Annotated in this window: 13 protein-coding genes and 1 pseudogene; 5 read left to right on the forward strand and 9 right to left on the reverse strand. The window is 69.8% G+C overall.

Annotated elements, in window-relative coordinates:
* Nucleotides 1-8: 8 nt before the first annotated feature.
* From ABT001_RS31410 to ABT001_RS31425, 3 genes and pseudogenes are all read right to left on the reverse strand, one after another.
* Nucleotides 9-710, reverse strand: coding sequence for a 2-phosphosulfolactate phosphatase (locus ABT001_RS31410; protein WP_351284629.1), 702 nt, complete (start codon nucleotides 708-710; stop codon nucleotides 9-11).
* Nucleotides 711-1,071: 361 nt separating this feature from the next.
* A pseudogene (locus ABT001_RS36150) lies at nucleotides 1,072-1,762 on the reverse strand (IS5 family transposase); the annotation flags it as partial.
* A gap of 155 nt (nucleotides 1,763-1,917) precedes the next feature.
* Nucleotides 1,918-2,556 carry a TetR/AcrR family transcriptional regulator gene (locus ABT001_RS31425; protein WP_351284631.1) on the reverse strand — a complete coding sequence of 213 codons (639 nt, stop codon included), beginning with the start codon at nucleotides 2,554-2,556 and terminating at the stop codon, nucleotides 1,918-1,920.
* A gap of 84 nt (nucleotides 2,557-2,640) precedes the next feature.
* Here ABT001_RS31425 and ABT001_RS31430 point away from each other — a divergent pair, with 84 nt between their 5' ends.
* The 5 genes from ABT001_RS31430 (at nucleotide 2,641) to ABT001_RS31450 (ending at nucleotide 6,558) form a co-directional block, all read left to right on the forward strand.
* Nucleotides 2,641-3,576 carry a zinc-binding dehydrogenase gene (locus tag ABT001_RS31430; RefSeq protein ID WP_351284632.1) on the forward strand — a complete coding sequence of 312 codons (936 nt, stop codon included), beginning with the start codon at nucleotides 2,641-2,643 and terminating at the stop codon, nucleotides 3,574-3,576.
* A gap of 339 nt (nucleotides 3,577-3,915) precedes the next feature.
* Nucleotides 3,916-4,344, forward strand: coding sequence for an Ig-like domain-containing protein (locus tag ABT001_RS31435; protein ID WP_351284633.1), 429 nt, complete (start codon nucleotides 3,916-3,918; stop codon nucleotides 4,342-4,344).
* Between the two features lie 651 nt (nucleotides 4,345-4,995).
* Entirely contained in the window at nucleotides 4,996-5,469 is a 474-nt protein-coding gene (locus ABT001_RS31440; protein WP_351284635.1) for an NUDIX domain-containing protein, read from the forward strand.
* 448 nt (nucleotides 5,470-5,917) lie between these two features.
* Nucleotides 5,918-6,262 carry a hypothetical protein gene (locus tag ABT001_RS31445; protein ID WP_351284636.1) on the forward strand — a complete coding sequence of 115 codons (345 nt, stop codon included), beginning with the start codon at nucleotides 5,918-5,920 and terminating at the stop codon, nucleotides 6,260-6,262.
* Nucleotides 6,263-6,318: 56 nt separating this feature from the next.
* Complete coding sequence (locus ABT001_RS31450; protein WP_351284638.1) at nucleotides 6,319-6,558, forward strand: transposase; 240 nt, start codon at nucleotides 6,319-6,321, stop codon at nucleotides 6,556-6,558.
* A 62-nt stretch (nucleotides 6,559-6,620) separates the two neighbouring features.
* Here ABT001_RS31450 and ABT001_RS31455 read toward each other — a convergent pair whose 3' ends face one another.
* The 6 genes from ABT001_RS31455 to ABT001_RS31480 form a co-directional block, all read right to left on the reverse strand.
* On the reverse strand, nucleotides 6,621-7,823 hold the full coding sequence (locus ABT001_RS31455) for a cytochrome P450 (RefSeq protein ID WP_351284640.1): 1,203 nt from the start codon (nucleotides 7,821-7,823) through the stop codon (nucleotides 6,621-6,623).
* A 79-nt stretch (nucleotides 7,824-7,902) separates the two neighbouring features.
* Nucleotides 7,903-8,958 (reverse strand): MDR family NADP-dependent oxidoreductase, encoded by a 1,056-nt coding sequence (locus ABT001_RS31460; RefSeq protein WP_351284641.1) that lies wholly within the window; start codon nucleotides 8,956-8,958, stop codon nucleotides 7,903-7,905.
* Entirely contained in the window at nucleotides 8,955-10,736 is a 1,782-nt protein-coding gene (locus ABT001_RS31465; RefSeq protein ID WP_351284642.1) for a phytoene desaturase family protein, read from the reverse strand. Before ABT001_RS31465 ends, ABT001_RS31460 begins: the two co-directional genes overlap by 4 nt.
* Entirely contained in the window at nucleotides 10,733-12,445 is a 1,713-nt protein-coding gene (locus ABT001_RS31470) for a phytoene desaturase family protein (RefSeq protein ID WP_351284644.1), read from the reverse strand. Before ABT001_RS31470 ends, ABT001_RS31465 begins: the two co-directional genes overlap by 4 nt.
* Nucleotides 12,435-22,136 (reverse strand): non-ribosomal peptide synthetase/type I polyketide synthase, encoded by a 9,702-nt coding sequence (locus ABT001_RS31475; RefSeq protein ID WP_351284646.1) that lies wholly within the window; start codon nucleotides 22,134-22,136, stop codon nucleotides 12,435-12,437. Before ABT001_RS31475 ends, ABT001_RS31470 begins: the two co-directional genes overlap by 11 nt.
* A gap of 320 nt (nucleotides 22,137-22,456) precedes the next feature.
* Nucleotides 22,457-23,434 (reverse strand): sterol desaturase family protein, encoded by a 978-nt coding sequence (locus ABT001_RS31480; RefSeq protein WP_351284648.1) that lies wholly within the window; start codon nucleotides 23,432-23,434, stop codon nucleotides 22,457-22,459.
* Nucleotides 23,435-23,553: the final 119 nt, after the last annotated feature.

Here is a 23,553-nt window from a genome sequence, read left to right on the forward strand (position 1 = left end):
ACCAGCGATCAAACCGACACATCTTCGGTCAGCGAAGGCACGGCGCACGGACGGAGGACCATGAGCGAGTCTTCCAAGGTGGCCGCCATGGCAAAGGGGAACCGGTCGAGCTCAAGGCAGAGTGCAACGTCATCAGGATGCACTCCTTGACGCACACCCTCCGTCAGCTCGGCGGCGGCGCGGGACTCGGCAGCGCGGCGGAGGAACTCAGCAGCGTCCGTCCCAGCCTCGGTGGCCCTCCGAGCGATGTATTGCGCACACGCCAGATCCTCATCGGCCTGCCCGTCTTCGCCAGTGACCACGAACGTGACACCGTCACTCTTGCGTGTCCGCAAGAGCCGAGCCGTTGCCTCCGCCACCACGAAGCTGGCGCACAGCACCAGCGACGCCTCCTTGACCGCAAGGGCGCCGACCGTCCCTGCCGTGGTCTTCTGCACAACGGTCCGTCCGCCAAGGTCAACAGACCTCAGCAGGCCCGGAGAGTTGACCATCTCGAACCCGGGCGCGGGCGGACCGTCTTTGAGCGCCGCCCAATCCGGGTGGCGAGCCTTGAGCGCCAGGGCCTCGTCCAGCGACTCAGCAAGAACGATCTTCTCCGCCCCCTGGGCAAAGGCCCAGGCAGCCACGGTGAAAGCACGCATGACGTCGACCACGACCGCCACGGACGGGGCTTCGACCAGATCAGCGACGCCAAGGAAACGAGTGTCCACTCCGGTCATGATCGCGCATGCCCGACCCAAGGCACCCGGAGGGTGATACGCATCACATCGACGATCTCGGAATGCAACACCTCCGGCTACCTGCGTCGCGAAAGTGGTCCGCAACCACACGCCTGCTTCATCAAGGCATTCCACTTCGAACAGGTCTGACCGATTCCTGGCATGTCCACACAGGCGACTGACACCGCGGTCGGGGGGCAGCGCATGCGCCCGAGACCGGGGGGCATTCAAACAGTTCCCATACCCGACTCCACCATTAGCGGTCAGCGACGACTTCGCGAACACGATGATGCTCAAGGCCATCGACCTGGCCTTCGGCAACGACTCCGACCTCACGGGCCGGGAACGGAACGCGTCGTCGCAGGTAACGACGGTTCTTCCGAGAGGTGTAGGCCGCGTCCGCCAGAACATGGTCGGGCCGGGTCCGAGGCCGGCCGGCTCCGATAAGGGCACGGAAACCTGCTCCAGCACTCGCTCGAACTGGGGACCGTCACCTTAGTGTCCGGGTGTTAGGACGAGGGCGAGGGGTCGGCATCGTCCGTCGGCGGCAAGGTGGATTTTGGTGGTGAATCCGCCGCGTAAACGTCCCAGACACTCGCCGATCTGGCCACTTCCTCCACCGGGACCGCTAGTTTTTTCAACACCGGATCGACCTGGTTTGTCCCCCCAGTGATCCCCTTTTGAGGGGCCGTGACCGCCAACGCCTTCCTCGCGCCGGCGGCGTGTTGGTGAGCCCGCACAGCTGTCGAGTCCACCGAGACGTCCCAGTCGATCTGGCCTGCGGCGTCCTCGGCCGCCTGGATCCGCGACAGCAGCATCGCCCATGTTCCATCCGCTGACCAGCGGCGATGGCGTTTGTAGACGGTCTCCCACGGCCCGAACCGCTCCGGCAGATCCCTCCGCTGCACGCCCGTCCGGACCCGGTAGAGCACTCCGTTGATCACCCGGCGGTGGTCACTTCACCGGCCCCCGCGGACCCCACCAGCAGGCAAGAACGACTCCAGCCGGTCCCACTCCGCATTCGTTAGATCCCCACGGCCCATACAGACAGGCTGACCCCAACACCCCACGCACGTCAGGAGATCCGAGAAACATTGCCTAAGTGGGTGACGCCAAGTCGACCGCTGGTCCTGGGCCCTGACGGCTGCATAGTCAGCAGGATCGCCACGGGGCCAGCGGAGGTCGCCGTCTTGTCCGCTCAGCTGTCCTGTGCTGCCAGTGCCGCGACCGCGGGGATCGCCGCGAAGGCTTCCTGTATGTGCCGGGTGAGTGCCGCACGGTCCTGCTGTAGGTCTTCCGAGGAGATCCACGTCTCCAGGGCGCGGTGCCAGGCTGCCAGCATGAGGTCGAGCAGCAGGCGCAGTTCGGTGCGGCCGGGGGGCTGTCCGGCCAGCCGGTCTGCCACGATCCGAACGACGTTCGCGGAGACCTCTGAGCAGTGGCGCAGGCTGTGGGCGGTGAGCGCAGGGGTGCGGTCGGCCAGGTTGCGGCTGGCGAGGAAGCGCTGCTCCCAACCGACCGTCATCTGCTCCAGCGCCGCGAACAGTGCGTCTTTGTAGGCGCCGAAGAGGTGCTCGCCGGTCATGGGCCGGTTCTCGATGTGCTTGAGGTAGGTGGCCCACAGTTCCTTATCCGGGGCCAGGGCCACGTCTTCCTTCGAGGTGAACATGCGGAAGAAAGTGCGCTTGGAGACGTCTACCGCCTCGACGATCTCGTCCAGTGTGACCGCGGCGAAGTCCCGCGCGGTGAACAGCTCGAGGGCCGTATCGACGAGAGCTTGACGGGTCCGCAGCTTCTTGCGCTCACGCAGCGGCAGTTCCTTCGGGTCCTTCTGCACGGGTCGGAGCTTACCAGCCGAGTTGCCACTTGCAAGCATATGCCACTTGCGGGCTTATGCCACTCAGTGGCAATATCGCTCTCCATGAGAGCACTGACAATTGATCACTCAGCTCCAGGACACCTCGCGCTCACTGCGGTCGCCGACCCCGAACCTGCAGCCCGCCAGGCCTTGGTGCAGGTCCACTCCTTCTCCCTCAACGCCGGCGAGGTCCATCATGTGGTCCCCGAGGGCGAAGCCGGCACGGTGCCTGGCTGGGACGCCGCGGGCGTGGTGGTCCAGGCAGCCGCCGACGGCTCCGGCCCCACAGCCGGCACCCCCGTCGTCACCGTGGGAGCCGAAGGCGCCTGGGCCGAGCTGCGCGCCGTGGACACCGATCAGATCGGCACCGTGCCCGAGGGCGCCGACCTTGGCCCGATCAGCACGCTGCCGGTCGCAGCGGGTACGGCCCTGCGCGTCCTGCACCGTATCGGCCCGATCCTGGGACGGCGCGTCCTGGTGACCGGCGCGGGCGGCGGCGTGGGCCGCTTCGCCCTGCAGCTCGCGGCCCGAGGCGGGGCACATGTCACGGCGGTGACCAGCGATCCGGCGAAGGCGGACGCACTGCGCGCACTTGGCGCCCACGAGGTCGTCACCGACCTGGCCACGCTCCAGCACCTCGAACCGGTGCACGGCGTGGTCGAACTGGTGGGCGGTGCCCACATGGTCGCCGCACACGGTGCCCTGGCTGAACACGGCGTACTGGTGGCCGCAGGCCACATAGCCGGCGACGCCGAGCAGTTCCCCCACGGAGCCTTCTTCGGCAGCGACCACCGCCACAACCGTCAGATCGCCACCTACTTCCTGCTGGACGACTCCATAGGGCTGGGCGCGGACCTCACCTGGCTTGCCGCGCTCACTGCCCGTGGTGAGCTAGACCCGCAGGTCGCCCTGCGCACCGACTGGACGCAGGTGGCGCGGGCAGCTGCCGAACTGGCCGCCCGCCGCGTGCCGGGCAAAGCCGTCATCGACATTCACTGACCTCGCCGTTTCGCTCAGGTACGGCTGGCTTTGGGGCGGAAACGCGAAAGTGCCTTCCTGACCTGGAACGATGGACCTTGCTGAGGGATTCTGTCGTCCAGGCAGAGGGCACTTTCTACGTGCAGGCTATCGGGTTGCGTCCCAAGATCCATGTCAGTGCCGATGGTCCGGGGGTGGTCGGGACGCTAAGCCGGTGATCATGGCCGGGGACAGCGAGAGGCCGCCCGGTGGCCACGCCGTGAGTCACGGTTCGATCAGGACCGTCCCAGCACCTTTCCGTTCTCGACGTGCTCGTGCGCGCGGCTTACCTCCGCGAGCCCGTGCTGGCCGGCGATCGGCATGGAGAGCCGGCCGGCAGCCAGGCCCGCGCCCGGCTACTACCAGCCCCAGCCGCCTCCCGGCTACTACTCGCCCCAGCAACCGGTGGACCCCGAGGCCCCGAAGATCAAGCGCACGACGTTCCTCGAGGCGAACACGGTCAAGGGCAGCGCGCTCCAGGGCAAGGCCAAGGTCGAAGCCATCCTCACCGACGAGGACGGCCAGGGACTCCCGAACCAACTCATCCACCTCTACGTCGCCGGTGGCAGCCAGGAGCTGGGTTCCGCCCGGACCAACGACCAGGGCAAGGCGACGTTCGACACCGGCAGCCACATCAGCGACTCCCAGCTGATGGCCACCGCGGCACTGTCCGGCTACGTAGCCGAGTTCAAGGGCAGCCGCACGTACTACTCCTGTGAGGCCAAGGGCAGCTTCAGCGTCAGCCTCTGACCCACCGGCCACGGCGGCGAGCGGCAGGAATACGGTCCCGCACTCTTCTGTGAACTCAGCGGGAAGGCCCACCCGAAGCGCCAGCCGCCGACCGTAGCCAGCAACGCAGCTCCGTTCAGCGAAAGCGCCGAACGGGGCTGTCGCGCGACCGCGACAACAACGTGACGCTGGAGGGGACCTCTGGCCGCAGCGAACGCACTGAATGCGCGGAGGACTCCCCCTTGAGGTGACCTCGGTTCAGGCCGTCGCTCTACCCAGTCGACAACCTGCTCACTGCCAAGGGGGCAGTATCTCGCGGACAAGGCCACTGGGCGTGTACGGGCGGGCTTCGGTGTGGGGAGAATGAAGCCATGTCGATGTGCAAGAAGTGTGGTGCGGGAAAACCTCGTTGGCCCCGTTCGTGCTCCCGGTGCCGGTCCCGGTCTGACCGGGGAGATGCGGCCGCGGACGCTGCCGAACTGGCAGTGGAGACAGGGCTGCTCGGGTGGATAGGGCGAAGGGTCATGGGAGTTGTGCGGCTGGTACTGCGCGCGGTCGACTGAGCTTGACTCCGTCGCCTTCGAAGTGGTTTGCAACAGTTGTGTCCCTGGTGGTGGCTGAAGCGCTGGTGCTATTGGCGGGTGTGTTTGGGTCCTGTGCATGGACGTGCAATTGAGCTCGGAAGAGTACGACCGGACGTTGCCGCGGAAGCGGGTCGCCGCGGGGGTTCTGTTCTTTGATCCGGAGGGGCGGGTACTGCTGGTGGACCCGGTCTGCAAGCCCTTGTGGGAGATCCCCGGCGGTGCCGTGGAGTGGGACGAGTCCCCTCGCGCGGGTGCGGTACGGGAGGTCAGGGAGGAACTCGGGTTGGAGTGGGAACCGGGCCGGCTCCTCGGTGTGGACTGGCGCGGGGAGCGGCCGGGACGCAGTGAGGGTCTGGTCTATGTGTTCGACGGTGGGGTGCTCGGCGGGGATCGGCTGGCAGGGGTCCGGCTGCAGGCGGAGGAGTTGGGGGCGATGGAGTTCGTTGCTGTCAACCGGGTGCGGGAGCGTTTGGTGGAGCGGCTCGCGGTGCGGGTAGAGGCGTGTGTGCGGGCCCGTGAGCAGGGGCTGACGGTGTACATGGAGCACGGGGTGCCGGTGTAGGGAGAGGTGTCCGCTGGTGGTCCCGCTCTGCGTGCGGGCCGGACCACCAGCGCTTTGTTCAGCTGGCCTGGGGGTGGGCTGTTGCGCTGGGTGGGTGGTGGTGAGGGTGCGTCCCACGGAGCGTTGGAGTGCGTCGTGGATGCCGTCGGCGTAGAGGAGTCCGCCGAGGTGGACACCGCAGGCACCGGGATCTCCTCGACATCCTCCGGGAACCGGGCCTCCATCTCGAAGAACTTCAGCAACAGCGCGAAGCCCAGCCGGCTCGCCCCGACTTGTTCCGCAGCCGCTCCGGGTCCTCCTCCAGCAGCGTCCAGACCTCGATCAGGTCCTCCGGCTCCCAGTCCTGCCGCATCCCGCGCTCCTTGTTCACCTTCACCAAGGGGAGCACTGCACTGTCCGAGCTATTCGGAGAGCTCCAATATTCGACTGCACCATTAGGGCCTCTCGTTTGGATCAAGGTGGGGGCGGGGGCGGCGCGCATTTCCAAGGTGACAACCTGGGGGCGAGGCAGCCCTGGAGCCCATCTGTTGAGAACGATCTGCGGCATCTGCTCCATGAGTGGGACCCGATCGGCGTCGCCGAAGGGGTGCGGGACGAGTACGACTGCATGCTCGCCCCCATGCTCCAGCGGCTTCGTGCCGGTGCCAACGAGACGGAGATCGGTGAGTTCCTGCGGCACGAGGTGGAGGAGCACTTCGGTCTCGATCCTCTTGGCGCGCGACCGGAAGCGATGGCCATCCGAGTGATCGCCTGGTGGACAGTTGTTGGAAGGGCCGATGGCAGCAGCGCGTAGCCGCTCCTTCCGGATCGTCTGTTCGTTGGTCCAGGTGTGTCGTTGACTGATGCGCAATGGGCGCGGATCGAGCCGTTACTCCCAGACCGGAAGCCGAAGCGAACGGCCGGTGGAGAGACCACCGAGAAGTGATCGACGCGATCACGTGGAAGTTCCAGACCGGATCACAGTGGGTGCACCTGCCGGAGAAGTTCGGCAACTGGCGGGGCGTCTACAACCGGCTGCGGATGTGGTCCGCTGATGGCACCTGGGAGCGGGTGGGAACCTCGACCCCAGTGAAGACCTTGCCACGGTGACGGGGCCAGGCAGCTGCACGACGCCGGCAAGGTGCGGGGCCGGCTCCCGGATGACGGTGCGGCTACCAGGTGACGGCCAGACCGTGCGGGCTGCGTGAGGTGCTGCCCGTGCGCCAGACGACACGGTCCGGGTCCTGGGCCAGCCGGAGCCCCGGGAATCGGGACGCGAGCCTGTGCAGGCCGGTGCGCAGTTCGGTACGGGCCAGCCAGGCACCCAGGCAGTAGTGCGCGCCCGCGCCGAAGGCCAGGGTCGGCGCCGGGAGCGGGCGGAACAGGTCGTCGGGAGAGGCGGGCGGAAAGACTGCCGGGTCACGGTTGGCCATGCCGCAGTCAGCGACCACGACCGCGCCGGCCGGGATCGTCGTCCCTCCGACCTCGGCGTCGGACGAGGCGTACCGGGCGGTGCCCCGGTCGTCGCCCAGCGGGACGAGGTGGAGGAGCCGATCGGCGACGGTGCCCGCCGCTTCCTCGTCCGCGCCCAGCCGGACCCAGGTCTCCGGGCGTTCCCCCAGGAGATAGAGCAGGCAGTTGCCGAGCATCGTCATGGTGCTGTCGTGACCGCCGACCACAAGTCCGCAGACCAGGCTGACCAGTTGGGCCTCGGGAATCTCGTCCTCCTCTTCGGCGGCAGCCTGGACCAGGCCGCTGATCAGGTCGTCGCCGGGGTCCCGCCGCCGTTCCTCCAGCAGCCTGCCGCCGAAGGCACTGAACTCCGCCAGGGCCGACTCGACGTCACCATCGGCGTGCGAGCCGTCGGAGAAGGCGTGTTCGCTCCAGTGCCGCATCCGCTCCTGGGCCGCCCCGTCGAGTCCCATCAGCCGGCTGATGACCGCCACCGGCAACGGGCGGGTGTACGCCGCCACGATGTCCACGGGGCGCCCGGCCGTGGCCAGCCGGTCCAGCAGCTCCTCGACGATCGCAGTGATCCACGGCTGCCAGCGGGCCACGGCCCGCGGGGTGAACGCCTTGCGCAGGGTGCGCCGGAGGCGCAGGTGGCCCGGCCCGTCCTGGTTGAACATCAGGTCCGGGTCGTTCACGATCTCGGGCACGCCTGTGCGCGCGGGCGCCTCGGGCGTGTACAGCTCGGCCCGGCCGAAGCGGGGGTCGGAGAGCACCTGGCGCACGTCGGCGTACCTGCTGACCAGCCAGGCCACGGAACCGTCCGGCTGTACGACGGTGCGCGGCGGGCCCGGTTCGTCGAAGTGCAGGCGGTGCAGGGGGACCTGGGCGGACGCGGGGAGGCCAGGGGGTGGGGTGCTGGTCAACAGTGCCTCCAGGGCCGTGGGGGTGTGCCGTTCGGCGTACGGGACGGGAGCGGGCAGAGGCGGCAGGCGGGGGCCGGTCTCACAGGGCGACCAGAACCTTCCCTCGGTGGGTTCCCCGGTCCTGGTAGAGGCTGTCGTACGCGGCGGGGACGGCGTCGAAGCCGTGGTGGAGGGTGTGGTCGCAGACGACCTCGCCGCGCCGTACCCTGCCGCCCAGATCGGAGTGGAGCCGCGCCCAGTTCTCTTCGGTGAACCACTCCAGCGAGAAGATCCCGCGCACCGTGGCCCGGGGATACATGAGATACGGCAGGAGTCTCGGTCCGACGTCCTCGTTGCCCACCTGGGTCGCCCACTGCCAGCACACAGCCACTTGGCTTCCGACGTTGAGCATGGAGAAGACGGCGTCGGTGACGGCCCCGCCCAGGTTGTCGAAGTAGCGGTCGACGCCGTCCGGTGCGGCCCTGGCAAGCGCCTCCCGTACGGTGCTCGCGCTGTCACCGTGCCGGTAGGTGACGACCTCGTCGAAACCGAGGGCGGTGAGGTAGGCGGCCTTGCCCGGGGAGGAGGTGGTGCCGACGACCCGGCCGCCCGCGAGGGCCGCGAGCTGGCCCACGAGCGTCCCCACCAGCCCGGTGGCTCCGCTGATCACGACGGTGTCACCCGGGTTGACCGTCATGTACGTGGTGAGGGTTCCCCACGCCGTCATCCCGGGCCCGCCCATCACGCTGAGTGCGGTCGGCAGGGGCAGGGCGTCGTCGTAATGGGCCGGGTCCAGCCGGCGGTAGTCGGGGAAGACCATGGGGAAGGTGCCGGTCTGCCAGAGTTCGGCCGCTCCCGTGCTGACGAGGTGGGTGCGCCAGCCTCCGAATCCTTGGACCAGGTCGCCGGGCCGGTGGGCGGCGCGCGGCCCCGCCTCGACCACTTCCATGATCGAGTCCGCGCCCATATGGCTACCGAGCGGTGTGTCCAGGGTGATGCCCTGGAGGTAGGGGTCGACGGAGATGTAGAGGGTGCGCAGGAGCATCTCCTCGGGCCCGAGCGTAACGTCCAGGTCCTCGACGACCTTCTCGTAGATCCGGCTCACGTCGGGCACGCCCGCGAGGTGTTCTCGGACTACCCACTTCTGGATCTTCAACGGCGTTCTCCTGTCCTCTCTGCCTGCGCGGGAGCCCTGGTGCCGCCCTCGCCGGGGGCGGCAGGCGGCAGCAGCGGGCCAGGGCGTGTCGGTACGGGAATGACACGGTGCGTGGGTGGCGGCGCCGTGTGATCCACCGAGGCGGTGAAGGCGCGGCCGTCGTCGCGGCAGACGAACTGCATGACGTGGCGTCCGGCCGCCGCCGCCCGGATCAGCCCTCCGGTCGTGGCCCACACCCCGGACTGGTAGAAGTCACGTAGCCCGGGAAGGCCTGGACCGTGCTGTGTGACGAGCTCCTCCAGCGTCTCGCCGCTTTCCACGAAGGGCTGCCATCCGAGGACGGTGCCGTCGTAGTTGCCGGTGTAGCGGACCTGGGTGAGCGGACTCGACACGTCGCGGACGGCGATGGCGTCCCGGATACCGGGGAAGCGTTGTTCCAGGAAGCCCACGAGGGCCTCGCGCGCCCGGCGCTTCGCCACGTAGTAGCCGCGTCCGTGCCGCACGGGGAGCGTGTGGAGCTCCTCGCCGCCGCGGGCCCGGGTCACCTGCTCCGGGCCCTCGTCCAGGGCCCGCCAGGGGGCGATGTCGCAGAAGTAGGTGACGTAGACGACGGTGGTGCCGTCCGGGGAGAGTTCGGGGTAGTGCCTGCTGCGGAACTGCACGTTGATGCTGGGGTGGCGCAGCCCGGTGAGTTCGGCCGCCGTGTCGTCGTCGAGGAGGTAGGTCGTGCAGGGGTCGCCTTCGGGGAAGGGGCGGGAGAGACCGAGGAAGAGAGTGAAGTAACCCGGGAAGACCATGCCCGGTTCGTGGATGGTCTTCGTGTACAGGCGCCGGTAGGTGTCGTCGAGGTAGCGGCCTTCCAGAAGTTTCATGGTGGTCGTGTGGCCGTCGCAGGCCGAAACCACGATGTCGGCGCGCAGTTCGCGTCCGTCGCTGAGCCGTACGCCGACCGCCCGGTCCTCCTCCACGAGCACCTTGTCGACCTTGGTGTTGTACGAGACCTCGCCGCCCAGTCGCAGGTAGCGGCTCTCGATCGACCGGGCCAGCCCGAGCGAGCCGCCCTCCGGCACACCGGCCGACAGGTTGGCGTGCGAGGCGAGCTGGAAGTGGAAGGGCAGCACGGGGAACGCCGGGTGCTTCTCGTAGAGGATGAAGTTGAACGCCTCGCGCAGGAGCGGGTCCTTGAACCGCGCGGAGTAGTCGGCCATCAGCACGTTGATCGTGGTCCGCACGGTGTTGACGTACGGGAGGAACGAGGCGAGCATCCGCCAGCGTTCGGTGCGGCTCATCAGCCCGACGGGCCGGAGGAACGGGTAGACCGCCAGGGCCTTGCGGAAGGAGCGCAGCTGGGCGCAGAACTTCTTCACGGGGCGGGCGTCGGCGGGCGAGAGCTGGATCAGGTGCTGTTCCAGCCGGTCCGGGTCGGAGTAGAAGTGGACGGCCCGCCCGTCCTGGCCGCGGACGATGTTGAACACGTCGAAGTGGCGTACCTCCTTGCCCTGGAGCGCGCCGAGCTCCAGCCAGATCTGGTGCATTTCGTTGCCCGGTCCGCTGCCGAGGAGCCAGCTGACACACGGATCCAGGGTGAAGTCACCGCGGTCCCAGGCGGTGCAGCAGCCGCCGGGGAGCTCGTGCATCTCCAGGATCTGGGTGCGGTAGCCGTTCATCTGCGCGTAGCAGCCGGTGGAGAGCCCGCCGAGACCCGCCCCGATGATGATCATCGTCTCTCTGGGGCGGACCGGGGTGTCCTGTGCCGCCCTCTTCCTGCGGTCGTTCATGAGCCGGTCTCCTCCCGTGCGGACCATCGGTCGAGCTGCGGCAGGCTGCCCAGCTTCCCCGGGTGCCAGGGTTCGGCGCCCTCACTCTCCCAGGCCCGGAAGTCCAGGCCGAGCTCCTGGCAGAGGTACTGGGCGGCGAAGCGGCCGGTGGAGGCGGCACGGATCAGGCCGCCCATGCCCACCCACTGGCCGGCCATGGAGAAGCCGCTGAGGCCGGGCAGCCGCATCCGGTCCTTGCCGACCAGCCGGGACGCCACGTCATCGGCGTCCGAGAAGGCCTTCCACGCGAGGATGGAACCGTCGTGGTTACCGGTGTACCGGTGGGTCGTCGCCGGCGTGGCCACGTCGACGAGTTCGATACGGCCCGCGAGCCCCGGCGTACGGCGTTCCAGGAAGGTGCGGACGAAGTCGGCCACCTGGCGTTTACGCGCCCGGTACTCCCTGCGGTCGCGGGTGCGGAGTTCCTTCCAGTAGGCGTAGTCGCTGAAGTAGGTGCAGTGCACGACCGAGTGGCCGGGCGGGGCGAAACCGTCGGAGTACCGGGAACGCACCTGCACCACCAGACTCTCCTGGAGGGCGCCGGGCAGCCTGGCGGCGTCCTCGGGCGGCAGGAGGTGCGTGGTGCTGTGCGACTGCCGGGGGTCGTAGGAGCCCTTGATGCCCGCGAAGGCGGAGACGACCGCGGGGAAGAGCGTGCCGGGGCGCTGGAGCAGGTCGGTGTACAACTGCTCGATGCGCGGGCTGGTGTACCGGCCGTCCAGCAGCCCGTGGAGGGTGGTGCGCCCGTCGCAGGCGGAGACGACGTGGTCGGCGTAGTACCGCCGGCCGTTGCGGAGTTCGACCCCGACGGCCCGGTCGCCCCCACGGTCCCCGCCGCCGCTGTCGATCAGGATCTTCTCGGCGCGTGCCCGGTAGTCCACCCGGCCGCCCAGGCCCAGGCAGCGGTCCTCGACGGAGCGGGCGAGGCCGAGCGATCCGCCCTGGGGGAAGCCGGCGTTGCCGTGGTGGGCCGCCGCCATGTTGAACAGGTAGGGCAGGAGGGGGAAGCCTTCCGGGTCCTGGAAGAAAATGTTGCGGAAGGCCTTCCGCAGCAGCGGGTCCTGGAAGGTGTCGGCGAAGACGCTCATCGGGGCCGCGGCGGTCCGCCAGAACAGCCGGAAGGCGGGGAGCACCGTCCGTAGCAACGCCGCCCGCTCCCTGACGGTGCGCAGGGCCGGTGCCGTCAGAAAGGGGTACAGCTCGATCCGGGTGAACCGTCTCAGGTCCCGGGTGAACGCCCGGATGGGCAGCGAGTCGAGGGGCGAGACCTCCAGCAGGTGGGATTCGAGCCGGTCCGGGTCGTTGTAGAAGTGCACCGAGCGGCCGTGCTCGTCCTCGACCGTGTTGAACACCTCGAAGTTGGTCATCGTCTTGCCGTCGAACGCGCCGAGTTCACGCCACACCTGATGGGCGTCGTTCCCGGGGGCGGTGCCGATCAGCCACTCGATGCAGTAGTCGAAGAGGTACCCCTCGCGTGACCACGCGGTGCAGCAGCCGCCGGGCAGCACGTGTTTCTCGAGCACACGGGCCCTGGCGCCGCTCATCTGCGCGTAGCAGGCAGTCGAGAGGCCGGCCACGCCCGCGCCGATCACGAGGACACGGGGTGGTGTGCCGGGCCGGCGCTCCGGGCGGCTCCACTCGTCGGTGGCGGTGTCCTCGTCAGTCGTCATCGAGTGCGCCTCCGGCGAGGAGGGTGCGGACCAGGTCCGCGTTCCGTGCGAGATGTCCGGGGTCGAGCATGTCGGCGTGCCGGCCGGAGCCCCGCAGCACGAGCGTGTCGGCGACGGAGCTGCCGTGCCAGGTGCCCGGCGCGTCGGGGGCATGGAGTGATTCCTTCTCCTCGTCGGTGATGACGCTGATGTGGCCGGCGATCCTTCCGGTGTTGGGGGTACGTCCGCAGAAGGTCAGGTACTCCGCGGCATGGGCGAGTGTCTCCGCGGTGACGGCGTCGGATCCGGTGTGCTTGCGCAGGTGGTCGGTGAGCTCTGCCTCGAAGGCCTGGACGCCGTCGTCACCCGGTTCGTAGGTCTGCACGATGCGATGTGAGTCGAGGACGACCACATGGGCCACCTGGCGTCCGCGGCGTTCGAGCTCCTTGGCCGTCTCGAAGGCGAGGTTGCCGCCCAGTGAGTAGCCGAGGAGCAGACAGGGGCCCTCCGGCCGGGCGGACGCGACGAGATCCGCGTACCGGGCCACCTTGTCGTCACCGGGCAGGTAGTTGAAGCCGATGACGGTGTACTCCGGGAGGTGGGTGGCCAGTCCCCGGTAGACGAGGCCGTGCCCGCCGGCCGGCGGGAAGGCGAAGAGGTGCGGGGCCCGTCCGCCGTTGAAGGTGAGGTAGGGAAGTTCCTCGGCGGCCGTGCCGTGCAGCACGTCCCGCACGGCCGCGGCCATGCCGTGCAGGGTGGTGGTGCGGTACAGCCGGCTGACGGGGACGGTGACACCGAACTCGGTGCGCAGGAGGTGGAGGAGTTCGATGAGCTTGACCGAGCTGCCGCCGACTTCGAAGAAGTCGTCCTCCAGACCGGCCTGTTCGAGGCCGAGCAGCGTCTGCCAGTGCTGGGCCACGCTCTTCTCGTAGAGCGTCACCGGCGCCTCGTGGGGCCGCTGCCCCGCCCGGGCCGTGGGAGCGGGGAGCACGGCGAGGTCGACCTTGCCGTTGGCTGTCAGCGGCAGCCGGGGCACGGCGACGAAGTGGGCCGGGATCATGTACGAGGGCAGGCAGCCGGCCAGGTGCCGGCGCAGGGCCCGCTCGTCGAGCGTGCTGCCGGGAGCCGGCACGCAGTAGGCGCAGAGCGCGGGCTCCCCCTGGGTGTCGGTGCGGACCGTGACCGCGGCCCCGGCGAGTGCGGGCCAGCTGTCGAGGTGTGCCTCTACCTCACCGGTCTCGATCCGGTGGCCGCGCAACTTCACCTGGCCGTCGGTGCGGCCGAGCAGGTGCACCCGGCCGTGAGTGTCCCAGCGCGCCAGGTCGCCCGTGCGGTAGAGCCGTTCCGGTACGGCCCCGGGTTCGCGGCCGAGGGTGCGTGTGACGAAGCGTTGGGCGGTCTGTTCCGGGTCCGCGGCGTATCCGAGCGCCACGCCCTCACCGCCGATCCACAGTTCGCCGGGGACGCCCGGTGGCACCGGTTCGCCGTGGACGTCGAGGACATGAAGGGTGCTGTGGGGCAGGGGGCGGCCGATCGGCACCATGCGGCCGGGTTCGAGGTCGTCGGTGGGCCCTTCGAAGTACGCGCTGTCGATGGTCGCCTCGGTCAGGCCGTAGGAGTTGACCAGGCGGGTGCCCGGTCCGCAGAGCTCGCCCAGACGCCGGTACTCCCCCACGCTCCAGGCATCGGAGCCGACGACGAGCAGCCGCAGGAAGTCCAGGCGCAGCCCTTCCCGGGTGCAGTGGTCCATCAGGCCGCGGACCACGGCCGGTACGAACTCGACACAGTCCACGTCCTCCTGACGCATCGTCAGGTACAGCCTTGGGGTGTCGAAGACGAGGTCACGGTCGGCCAGGACGAGGGTGCCGCCCGAGCAGAGCGCACGTACGAGGTCGCCGGTGAACACGTCGAACGCGGGGCCGGCCATCTGGAGATGCACCTGCACGTCCTGCTCCAGTCGGTACGTCCGGCGCCAGGCCGCGTAGGCCGCTGAGAGGTTGCCGTGGGAGACCCGGACCGCCTTGGGGGCGCCGGTGGATCCGGAGGTGGTGATGACGTAGGCGGGGGTGTCCGGCCCCACGTCCGTGCCCGCGTCGGCCGGGAGATACGGCGTGGGCGGGAGAGCCGGGCCGGGGGCGGTGGTGCCGGTCGCCGGGTCCGGCGTGCTGTTCCCGGGGGTCCCGGCCGTCCGCAGCTCGTCCAGGGTGACCACTCGGACGGCGTGTGTGGCGCCGTGCTGCGGCCAGGCGTCGTCGGTGACGGCGAGCCTGGCGCCGGTGATGCGCAGGAGGCGTGCGAGGCGCTCCGGCGGCTGATCGGGCTGGACCGGCAGATAGGCCGCGCCCGTCTTCAGCACGGCGAGCAGGGTGACGAACAGTTCGGGGGACTTCTCCAGACGGACGGCGACCACCGACCCGGCGCCCGCTCCGAGCTCCCGCAGGCGGCGGGCCCGGTCCGCGGCCTGGTGCTCCAGGGTCGCGTACGTCATCCGGTACGGGCTGCCCCTGCCGTCGGGGCGGGGTGCGACGAGGGCCACGGCCTCGGGCCGGGCGGCAGCCATACGGCTGATCCGCAGGTGCACCGGCACGAAGCCCTCCGGGACCGGGCCGGCGCTCCCGCCACCGGGGAGGGGGCGGACGGTGACGGAGCGGCCCGCGGCGGGACGGACGGTGGCCAGGTGACGCTCCGTCTCGCGCGACCGGCCGTCCCTGGGCGCCGGCAGCACGGTGGGGCGGCTCCACTCCTGGAGGAGTTGCCCGCGTTCCCGGTCATCGAGCATCTCCAGCCGTGACCCGGGCGTCTCGCCCCCGGCCCGGGTCATCCGGTCGAGCAGCCGGGTGTAGTGGGAGGCCATCCGGCGGACGGTGCCGGGAAGGAAGAGGTCGGTGTTGTACTTGAACACACAGTGGAAGCGGCGTTCGGCCTCGTCCTCGTAGGCGGAGAGTGTCAGGTCGAACTGCCCTTCTTCCTCGGGCAGTTCGATGTACTTCAGCCGGTAGCCGAACTTTTCGGTGGCCACCTTGTGGGTGAGCAGGATGAACATGGCCTGGAACACCGCGGAGCGGCTGGGGTCGTGTTGCAGGCCGAGCTCCTCGACGAGCAGGACGAAGGGGTACTCCTGGTTGTCCAGGCCGCCCAGCACCGTCGTACGCACCTGCTGCAGCAGGTCGGCGACCGTCGGGTCGTCCGTCAGGTCGGCGTACAGCGGCAGCGGATTGACGAAGTACCCGTAGACGGAGGCGAAGTCCTGCTGGGTACGCCCGGTCACGGGGCTGCCGACGACGATGTGGTCCTGTCCCGAGTAGCGGTGCAGGAGGAGGTAGTAGGCGCTGAGCAGCACCATGTACGGCGTGACCTGGTGGGCGAGTGCCAGGGCGTGGACCCGGGCGCTGAGATCGGCGTCCAGGGTGAAGAAGGCGGAGGCGCCGTTGTGTGTCTGCACGGCCGGGCGCGGCAGGTCGGTCGGGAGGTCCAGGAGTGGTACCTCGGCGGGCAGGTGGGTACGCCAGTAGTCGAGCATCCGTGCGGCCTCGGGCCCGGCGAGGAACTGGTTCTGCTCGTTGAGGAAGTCGAGGTAGCGAGCCCGCACCGGTGGGAGCTGGGGCTCCCCGCCCTGGCGCAGTGCTTCGTACACGGCGAAGAGTTCTTCGATGAAGGTGAACGTCGAGATGGCGTCGGAGACGATGTGGTGGACGGCCTTCATGATCACCCAGCGTTCGGGACCGCGCTTGAAGAGGCGGAAGCGGACGAGGGGGTCGCGCGCGAGGTCGTAGGGTTTGCGGTACTCGGCCACGACGGTCCGGTGGATGGTCTCCCAGTCCTGGCCCTGGACGTCGAAGAACGCGAAATCGGGCTCCGGGTCCGGGGAGACCCGCTGCACGGCCCGGCCGTCCGCCAGGAGGAAGTTGGTGCGCAGGGCGGGATGGCGTGCGATCAGCCTGCGGACGGCCTCGAACATCAGCTCCGGTTCGAGGGCGACGGTCACCTCGACGGCCCCGCCGATGTTGTAGGCGTAGGCGTCGGGGTTGAGGTGCTTCAGGAACCAGAGGGCCTTCTGGTTCTGGGTGAGCGGGTATTCCCGCTCGTCGTGGTGGACCTCGGCGTTCCGGGCCGTACCGGCGGTGCCGTCCGCCGCGGCCAGTGCGGCCAGCGCATCGTGGAGCTGGGCGGCGAGCTCTCCCGCGGAGCTGCCGCTCAGCAGGGCGACGACGGGCATGGACACCCCGAGTTCCGCCTGGATACGTGCGCGGAGTTCCATGGCGAGGAGGGAGTCGAGGCCGAGGACGCCGAGCCCTTCGGCGGGGTCGATGCGGTCGGCGCCGGTGCGGAGCACAGCGGCGGAGAGCGCGGCGAACCGCTCCAGCACCAAGGTGCGGCGGGCTTCCGGTCCGGCGGCAGTGAAGGCATCGAGGAAGGTGCCACCGACACCGCTGCCCGCCTGCGGTGCGGCTGCTGCGGCGAGCTCGGCAACCAGCGGCGGCGGTGCGGTGTACCAGGACGAGAAGGTCGGCCAGTCCACGACGGTGGCCACCACGAGCTGGGCGTGGTCCTGGCCGATGACGCGCTCCAGGACACTCATCCCGGCCTCGGGGGCGAGCGAACTCATCCCGCGGCTGTGCAGGTAGTGCTCGACGAGGCCTAGTTCCTCGATCATTCCGGTGGCCCAGGGCCCCCAGTCGAGGCTCAGCGCGGGCAGCCCCTGGGCACGGCGGTGGTGGGCGAGGGCGTCGAGGAAGGCGTTGCCGGCGGCGTAGTTGGTCTGGCCGGCCGTGGTCAGCAGGGAGGCGATCGAGGCGAAGAGGACGAAGTGGTCCAGGGGTTCGTCCCGCAGGTGCCGGTGCAGCAGCCAGGCACCGACGGTCTTCGGGTCGTGGACGGCGTCGAAGGACGGCCGGTCCAGCTCGGTGACCAGGGTGTCGCGGACTCGGCCGGCGAGGTGGAAGACGCCGCGTACCGGCGGTGGCCCGGTGCGCCGGTAGGCGTCGAGCCAGCCGGTCAAGGCCTCCTCGTCGGTGATGTCGAGCGGGGCGAGGACGGTCTGGGCGCCCAGGGACTCCAGTTCGCGGACGAGAGCGACGGCGCGTCCTTCGGCGGTGGCCGGGTCTATGCCACCCCATTTCTCCCTGGCCGGTACGGGGGTGCGGCCCACCAGGACGAGCCTGCGGGCTCCCCGGCGGACGAGGGTGCGGCACAGAAGGCGGCCGAGCGCCCCGAAGGCACCCGTGACCAGGTAGCTGCCGTCGGGCCGGAGCCTGAGCGGCAGCGGACGCGTGAGGCCCTCGGCGGGGCGCAGGCGGCTGGTGAGCCTGCTGTCGCCGCGCAGGGCGATCTCCTCCTCGTCCTCGGTCAGCGCCTCGTGCAGCAGCGCTTCGTTCAACAGTGCTTCGGCGTCAGCGCGGGCCCCGTCCGGCCCGGGGTCCTGTTGCGGGTCGAGGTCGATGAGTTTGCCGGGGTGGCCGGTGAGCTCCTGGTGGCGCAGTACGCGGCCGACGCCCCAGGCGGGTGCCCCGAGGGGTTCGACGTGCTCGCCGGGCAGGACGGACTGGGCGCCCCGGGTCACGATGTGCAGGGTTCCGCCGCCGCCCCGGGCGAGCAGTACACGGGCGAGTACGGTCAGCGCGTAGCTGCCGGGGCCGGTGTGCGCGGTGAGTGCGGACAGATCGCACCCGTCGAGGGCGGGCCGGTCGAGGTTCCACAGGTGGAGGACGGCCCCGCGGAAGGTGCCGCCGTCGCGGTCCAGCGCGGTGAGGAGCCTGCGTAGGTCGGCCTCGGAGTCCGGGGCGACGGTGAACGTCCCGCCGGTCTCGGCGTAGGCGGCGCCGGGACGGACCAGGTGGCAGCGTTCGCCCCTGGCCTCCACGAGGGCGGCGAAGGCCTCGGCGACCCCCTGGCCGTCGGCGAGGACCAGCCAACCGTGGTCCCGTGCCATGGCGGACGGCCCGGTGGCGGCGGTGGGCAGCGCGGTGACGGCGACGGCGGGCCCGGTGACGGCGGTGGCCTCGTGCGTCAGGGCGGCGGCATCCGTCCAGACGGTCTCGACGAGCCAGGAGTCGATGGTGCTCCGGGCGACGGTGGCGGCCGCCTTCTCGACATCGGTGGCCTTGAACCCGCTGATGTGGCCCAGCGGGGTGCTGTCGTCCGCGTACAGGGCGATGTCCCCGAGGGTGGTGTCGCCGCCGCTGTCACCTGGGTGGAGGGTGGCGTGGGCCCAGAAGGGCTGGTCGCCGACCGGGTCCAGGGCCACCTCGTCGAGGGAGAGCGGCAGCCTGATGCCGGTGCCCGGTTCTGTGCGCCCGGCCAGCAGTTGCGGGGTGAGCATGGACTGGAAGCAGGCGTCGAGCAGAGCGGGGTGGAGATGATGGCGCGCGGCATCGTCACCGAGGCCCGGGGGTGGGCTGATCCGGGCGAGGACGTCGGTGGAGCCGACCCAGACCTCCTCGATGGCCTGGAAGGCGGGGCCGTACTGGTAGCCGAGGCCGGCCAGCGCGGTGTAGCAGGTGGGGCCGTCGAGGTGCCGTGCGGTGCGCGCGCGGACGGCGTCGGCGTCGAGCGGCCGGCGGAGTGCCTGGTGCTGTCCGGTGCGGACGACTCCACTGACGTGTACGGCTCGTTCCCCGTCCGCGCCGGCCGGGGAGGCGACCGTGAAGGCGGCATCCTCCAGAGACAGCGAGAGGCGCACCGTGCGGTCCTCCCCGTCAGGCAGGAACAGCGCCTTGCGCAGATCTATGTCGGCGAGGACGACATGCTTCCGGCCGGTGAGCCGGAGGACGGCCTGGGCGGCCATCTCCAGGTAACCGGCGGCGGGGAAGACCACGGTGTCCTGGATCCGGTGGTCGGCCAGGTAGGGCAGGACCTCGGTGTTCAGACGGGATTCCCACGCCGGTTCGGTGTGGCCGGTCCGGCGGCCGAGGAGCGGGTGGTCCATGTCGCCGAGCCGCACCTGTGCCACGGCCGACGGCTCCGTCCAGTGACGGTCACGCCGGAAGGGGTAGCGGGGCAGGGTGACGGGGTGTCCGGTGGGCTGGAGCGTGTGCCAGTCGATACCGGCGCCGAGGTTGTGGAGCGAGGCGAGCGAGACGGCGAACCGCTCACTCTCGTCCTCCTCCCGGCGGAGGGAGGACAGGGTCAGGCAGCCGTCCTTCCGGGGGGCGAGGCACTCACGGATGGAGTGGGCGAGCACGGGGTGGGGTCCGATCTCCAGGAAGACCTGGTGGCCGTCGTCGGCCACCCGGTCGACCGCCGCCCGGAAGCGCACCCGGCGGCGTACGTTCTCCCACCAGTACGCCGCGTCGAGTTCGCGCCCGTCCGCGATTCCTTCCCGGCCGGTGAGGTAGAGCGGCAGCTTCGCCTGACGTGGTGTCAGTTTAGCTAGGTCATGCAGGAGTTCGTTCTTGATGCGGTCCATGCCGACGCTGTGGTAGGGGACCTGGACGGAGAGGAACTTGGCGAAGAGCTGCTCGGCCCTCAGCTCTTCGGCGAGCAGGGTCAGGGCTTCCCTCTCCCCGGAGAGAGTGATTGCGGTAGGACTGTTGACCGCGGCGATCGACACGCGGTCCCGGTACGGGCGTACGCGGCGCTCGGCCTCCTCCTCGGTGAGGCTGACGGCGAGCATGGTTCCGGTGCCGGCCAGGGTGTGCTGGAGGCGGCTGCGGCACGCGACGATCCTGGCCGCGTCCTCCAGGGAGTAGACGCCGGCCTCGTAGAAGGCGGCGATCTCGCCGGTGCTGTGTCCGGTCACGGCGTCCGGTCGCACCCCGTACGCGCGCCACAGGGCGGCCAGACCGATCTGTACGGCGAAGTTGGCGGGCTGGGCGAGCCAGGTCTCGCCCATCCGGGAGGTTCTCTCGTCCGCGGACATCTCCGCGAGGAGGGACCAGCCGGTGTGTTCGCGCAGGGCGCGGTCGCACCGGGTGACGGCTTCGGCGAAGACAGGTTCCTCGCGGAGCAACTGGCGTCCCATACCCCACCATTGGGGTCCCATGCCGGTGAAGACCCAGACGAGCCGGCGTTCGTCGGCGCCGCGCAGACGGTCCCGTACGACTCGGGGGTGGGGTGTGCCCTGCCCGTACACGGCGAGTGCCTCGTCGAGGCTCTCGCGCGAGGAGTAGACGACGGACAGCCGCTCGGGCAGGTGCTGTCGGCGGTGGGCCAGGGTGTGGCCGAGGTCGTCCAGCGCCACCGCGGGCCGGTCCGCCGTGCCGGCCAGCTCGGTCCGGATGCTCTCGGCCCGTTCGTGCAGGACGTCCGCGTGCCGGGCGCTGAGCGGCAGGATGCTCCAGCGGCGCCCGGTCGCCCCGGGCCCGGTCGCCTCAGGCCCGGTCGTACGCGCGGGGGCGGTCACACGCATCGGGGTGGCGTTTCGGGCCTCCTCTGAGCCTGCACCGGGCGAAGGCGGCGGTGCCTCCTCCAGCAGGACATGGGCGTTGGTCCCGCCGAACCCGAAGGAGTTCACGCCCGCGCGGGCCGGTCCCTCGTGCTCGGGCCACGGGGTGAGGCGGGAGGGGATCGTGTAGGGGAGGGCCGCCGCGTCGATGGCGGGATTGAGGCGCTCAAGGTTGATGTGCGGCGGGATCTCCCGGTGTTCGATGCTCAGCGCCGTCTTGATGAGCCCGGCGATACCGGCGGCGGACTCGGTGTGCCCGATGTTGGTCTTCACCGAGCCGGCATAGCAGCGGGCCCCGGGGGCCCGCCCTTCGGCGAGGACACGGGCCAGCGCGTTGGCCTCGACGGGGTCACCGACGGGGGTCGAGGTACCGTGCGCCTCCATGTACTGGAGCTGACCGGGGGTGATACCCGCCTCGGCGCAGACCCGTCGGACGAGGGCGATCTGCGCCTCGCCGTTGGGCACGGTGATGCCGTTGGTGCGGCCGTCCTGGTTGACGCCGCTGCCGATGATCACGGCATGGACGGGGTCGCCGTCCCGGACGGCGTCCTCCAGCCGCTTCAGCGCGACCAGGCCGACCCCCTCGGCGCGTACGTACCCGTCCGCCGCGGCGTCGAAGGTGCGGGAGTGACCCCCGGGCGACAGGAATCCCCCTTTCGTCTCGGCGACGGTGTACTGCGGAGCCATGTGGAGAAGGGTGCCGCCGGCCAGCGCGAGGCCGGTCTCCCTCCGGTTCAGCGCCTGGCACGCGAGGTGGACCGCGACCAGGGACGAACTGCACGCCGTGTCGATCGAGAGGCTGGGTCCGCGGAAGTCGAAGCAGTGCGAGATCCGGTTCGACACCATGGTCATCATCGTCCCGGTCGCGGTGTGCGCGGCCAGCGAGGTGAAACCCAGGTCGGCGAACTGGAGGATCTTGTAGTCAAGCGTGAACGCGCCCACGTACACCGCGACATCACTGCCGGCGAGATCGGCCGGCCGCTGGCCGCCGTCCTCCAGGGCCTCCCACGCGACTTCCAGCAGCTTGCGCTGCTGGGGGTCCATGTGGTCGGCCTCGCGGGGGCTGATGCCGAAGAACTCGGGATCGAACTCGTCGAAGCCGTCGATGTATCCGCCCCGGCCTCCGACCAGACGTCCCGGCTTGTCCCGGTGACGGCTGCCGAGAGTACGGACGTCGTACCGGTCGGGCGGGGTGGGGGTGATGCAGTCCTTGCCCGCCGCGAGGTTACGCCAGAAGGACCGGTGGTCCGACGCCCCGCCGGGCATCCGGCAGCCAATGCCGATGATCGCCACCTTGTTCCGTATCGGGCTGTTCATCGCTTCGGTCATGTCGGACTCCTCATAGGTTCGTGTCGAAGGCGCCTGGGGACGGGTCGCTGCGGCGGAAGCGGGTGTTGCGTGACAGGAGCCGGGACCTCTGTGGGAATACCGGCCCGCCGGGTGGGGCCGTGCGGTGTCGCCGTGTGCGGCCTGCCGGGTGACGGGCCTGATCGGTGGGTACCGGGCGGTGGGCGGGGAGCGACCCGAGGCCGGCACGAGGGTGCTGTGTTCACGGCTGCGCCCGGGACCACGGTGATGGCCGTGCCGCGGCCCTGTTTCGCGGCTGTGCCGCAGCCGGGCGGCCGCGGTGGGCGGCGCAACTCCACCGCTCAGTTCGGACCACTGTCAGGGGCAGGCCGGCCCCTCCAGGGGTGGAGGAGGCCGGCGAGGATCTCGCCGGTGCCGGGGAACGCGGAGGGGGTGTCCAGCCCTACGGCTTCGGGCGCGCGACCGGGCCGCCATGTGAAGCTGCCGAAGAAGTGGTCCCAGCACGACAGGTCGGAGCCGTAGTGGCCCGCCTCTGAGAGATCGGTGCTGTGGTGCAGGCGGTGCTGCTCGGGACTGGCGAGTACATGGTTGAGCCGGCCGAGGCCCACATCGATGTTGGCGTGGACGAAGTAGCCCTGGGCGGCCACGAAGAGTCCCACCACCAGAAGTGCGGGCCGCGAGAACCCCATGAAGGCGAGGGAGAGTTGGACGAGCCCCTGGGCAAGGACGATGTCGAGCACGTGGTTGACACCGTTGTTGGCGACGTTGACCTTGTCCGGGACGTGATGCACCCCGTGCAGCCTCCAGAGCACCGGGTTTCCGTGGCTCAGCCGGTGCACGAGATAGCTGACCAGTGACCCGACGAGGAGAGCACCTGGAATCTCCACCCAGAGCCGGTGCCCGGGCTCGGGGGGTGCGATCCACCCGACGACAAGGGCGACCAGCCACTGCGCGACACCGCTTCCGGCCATGGTGAGCAGGAAGTAAACGCCGTACCAGCGCCATTCCTCGCGCCGGGGATGCCATTCCCTGGCGTACGGAATAAGCCGTTCGAGAAGGGCCAGATACAGGATGGTCCCGCCGAGAAAAATCGGACTGACCCATTCCGGATTCCAGCCCAGGGACAGGGCTGCGACGCTCACCGAGAACACCGACAGAAGAAGAACGGGGTAAGCGGTGACGGAAAGAATTTCGGCCGTCACATTCCTGCCCGCCCTCTTCTGTACGACAGAAGGTGAATCCGCCGGAATTCCGTCATCGGCGTAACGTCCGCACCCATCACCGGGCGCGCCCTCAGACTCGTACTCGGCCCCGCTCATGCATGACACCCCCACACGGCTGTGACTCAGGAGAGAGGGGAGACGGGCACGTCTTCCCTGGTGAGAGGCCACCGCGATGCGTTGCGGCCTCGGACAACGGGGGCCGCATTCGCATGACG

Origin of the sequence: Streptomyces sp. NPDC002793 (genome assembly GCF_040295485.1) — a bacterium.
GTDB lineage: Bacteria > Actinomycetota > Actinomycetes > Streptomycetales > Streptomycetaceae > Streptomyces.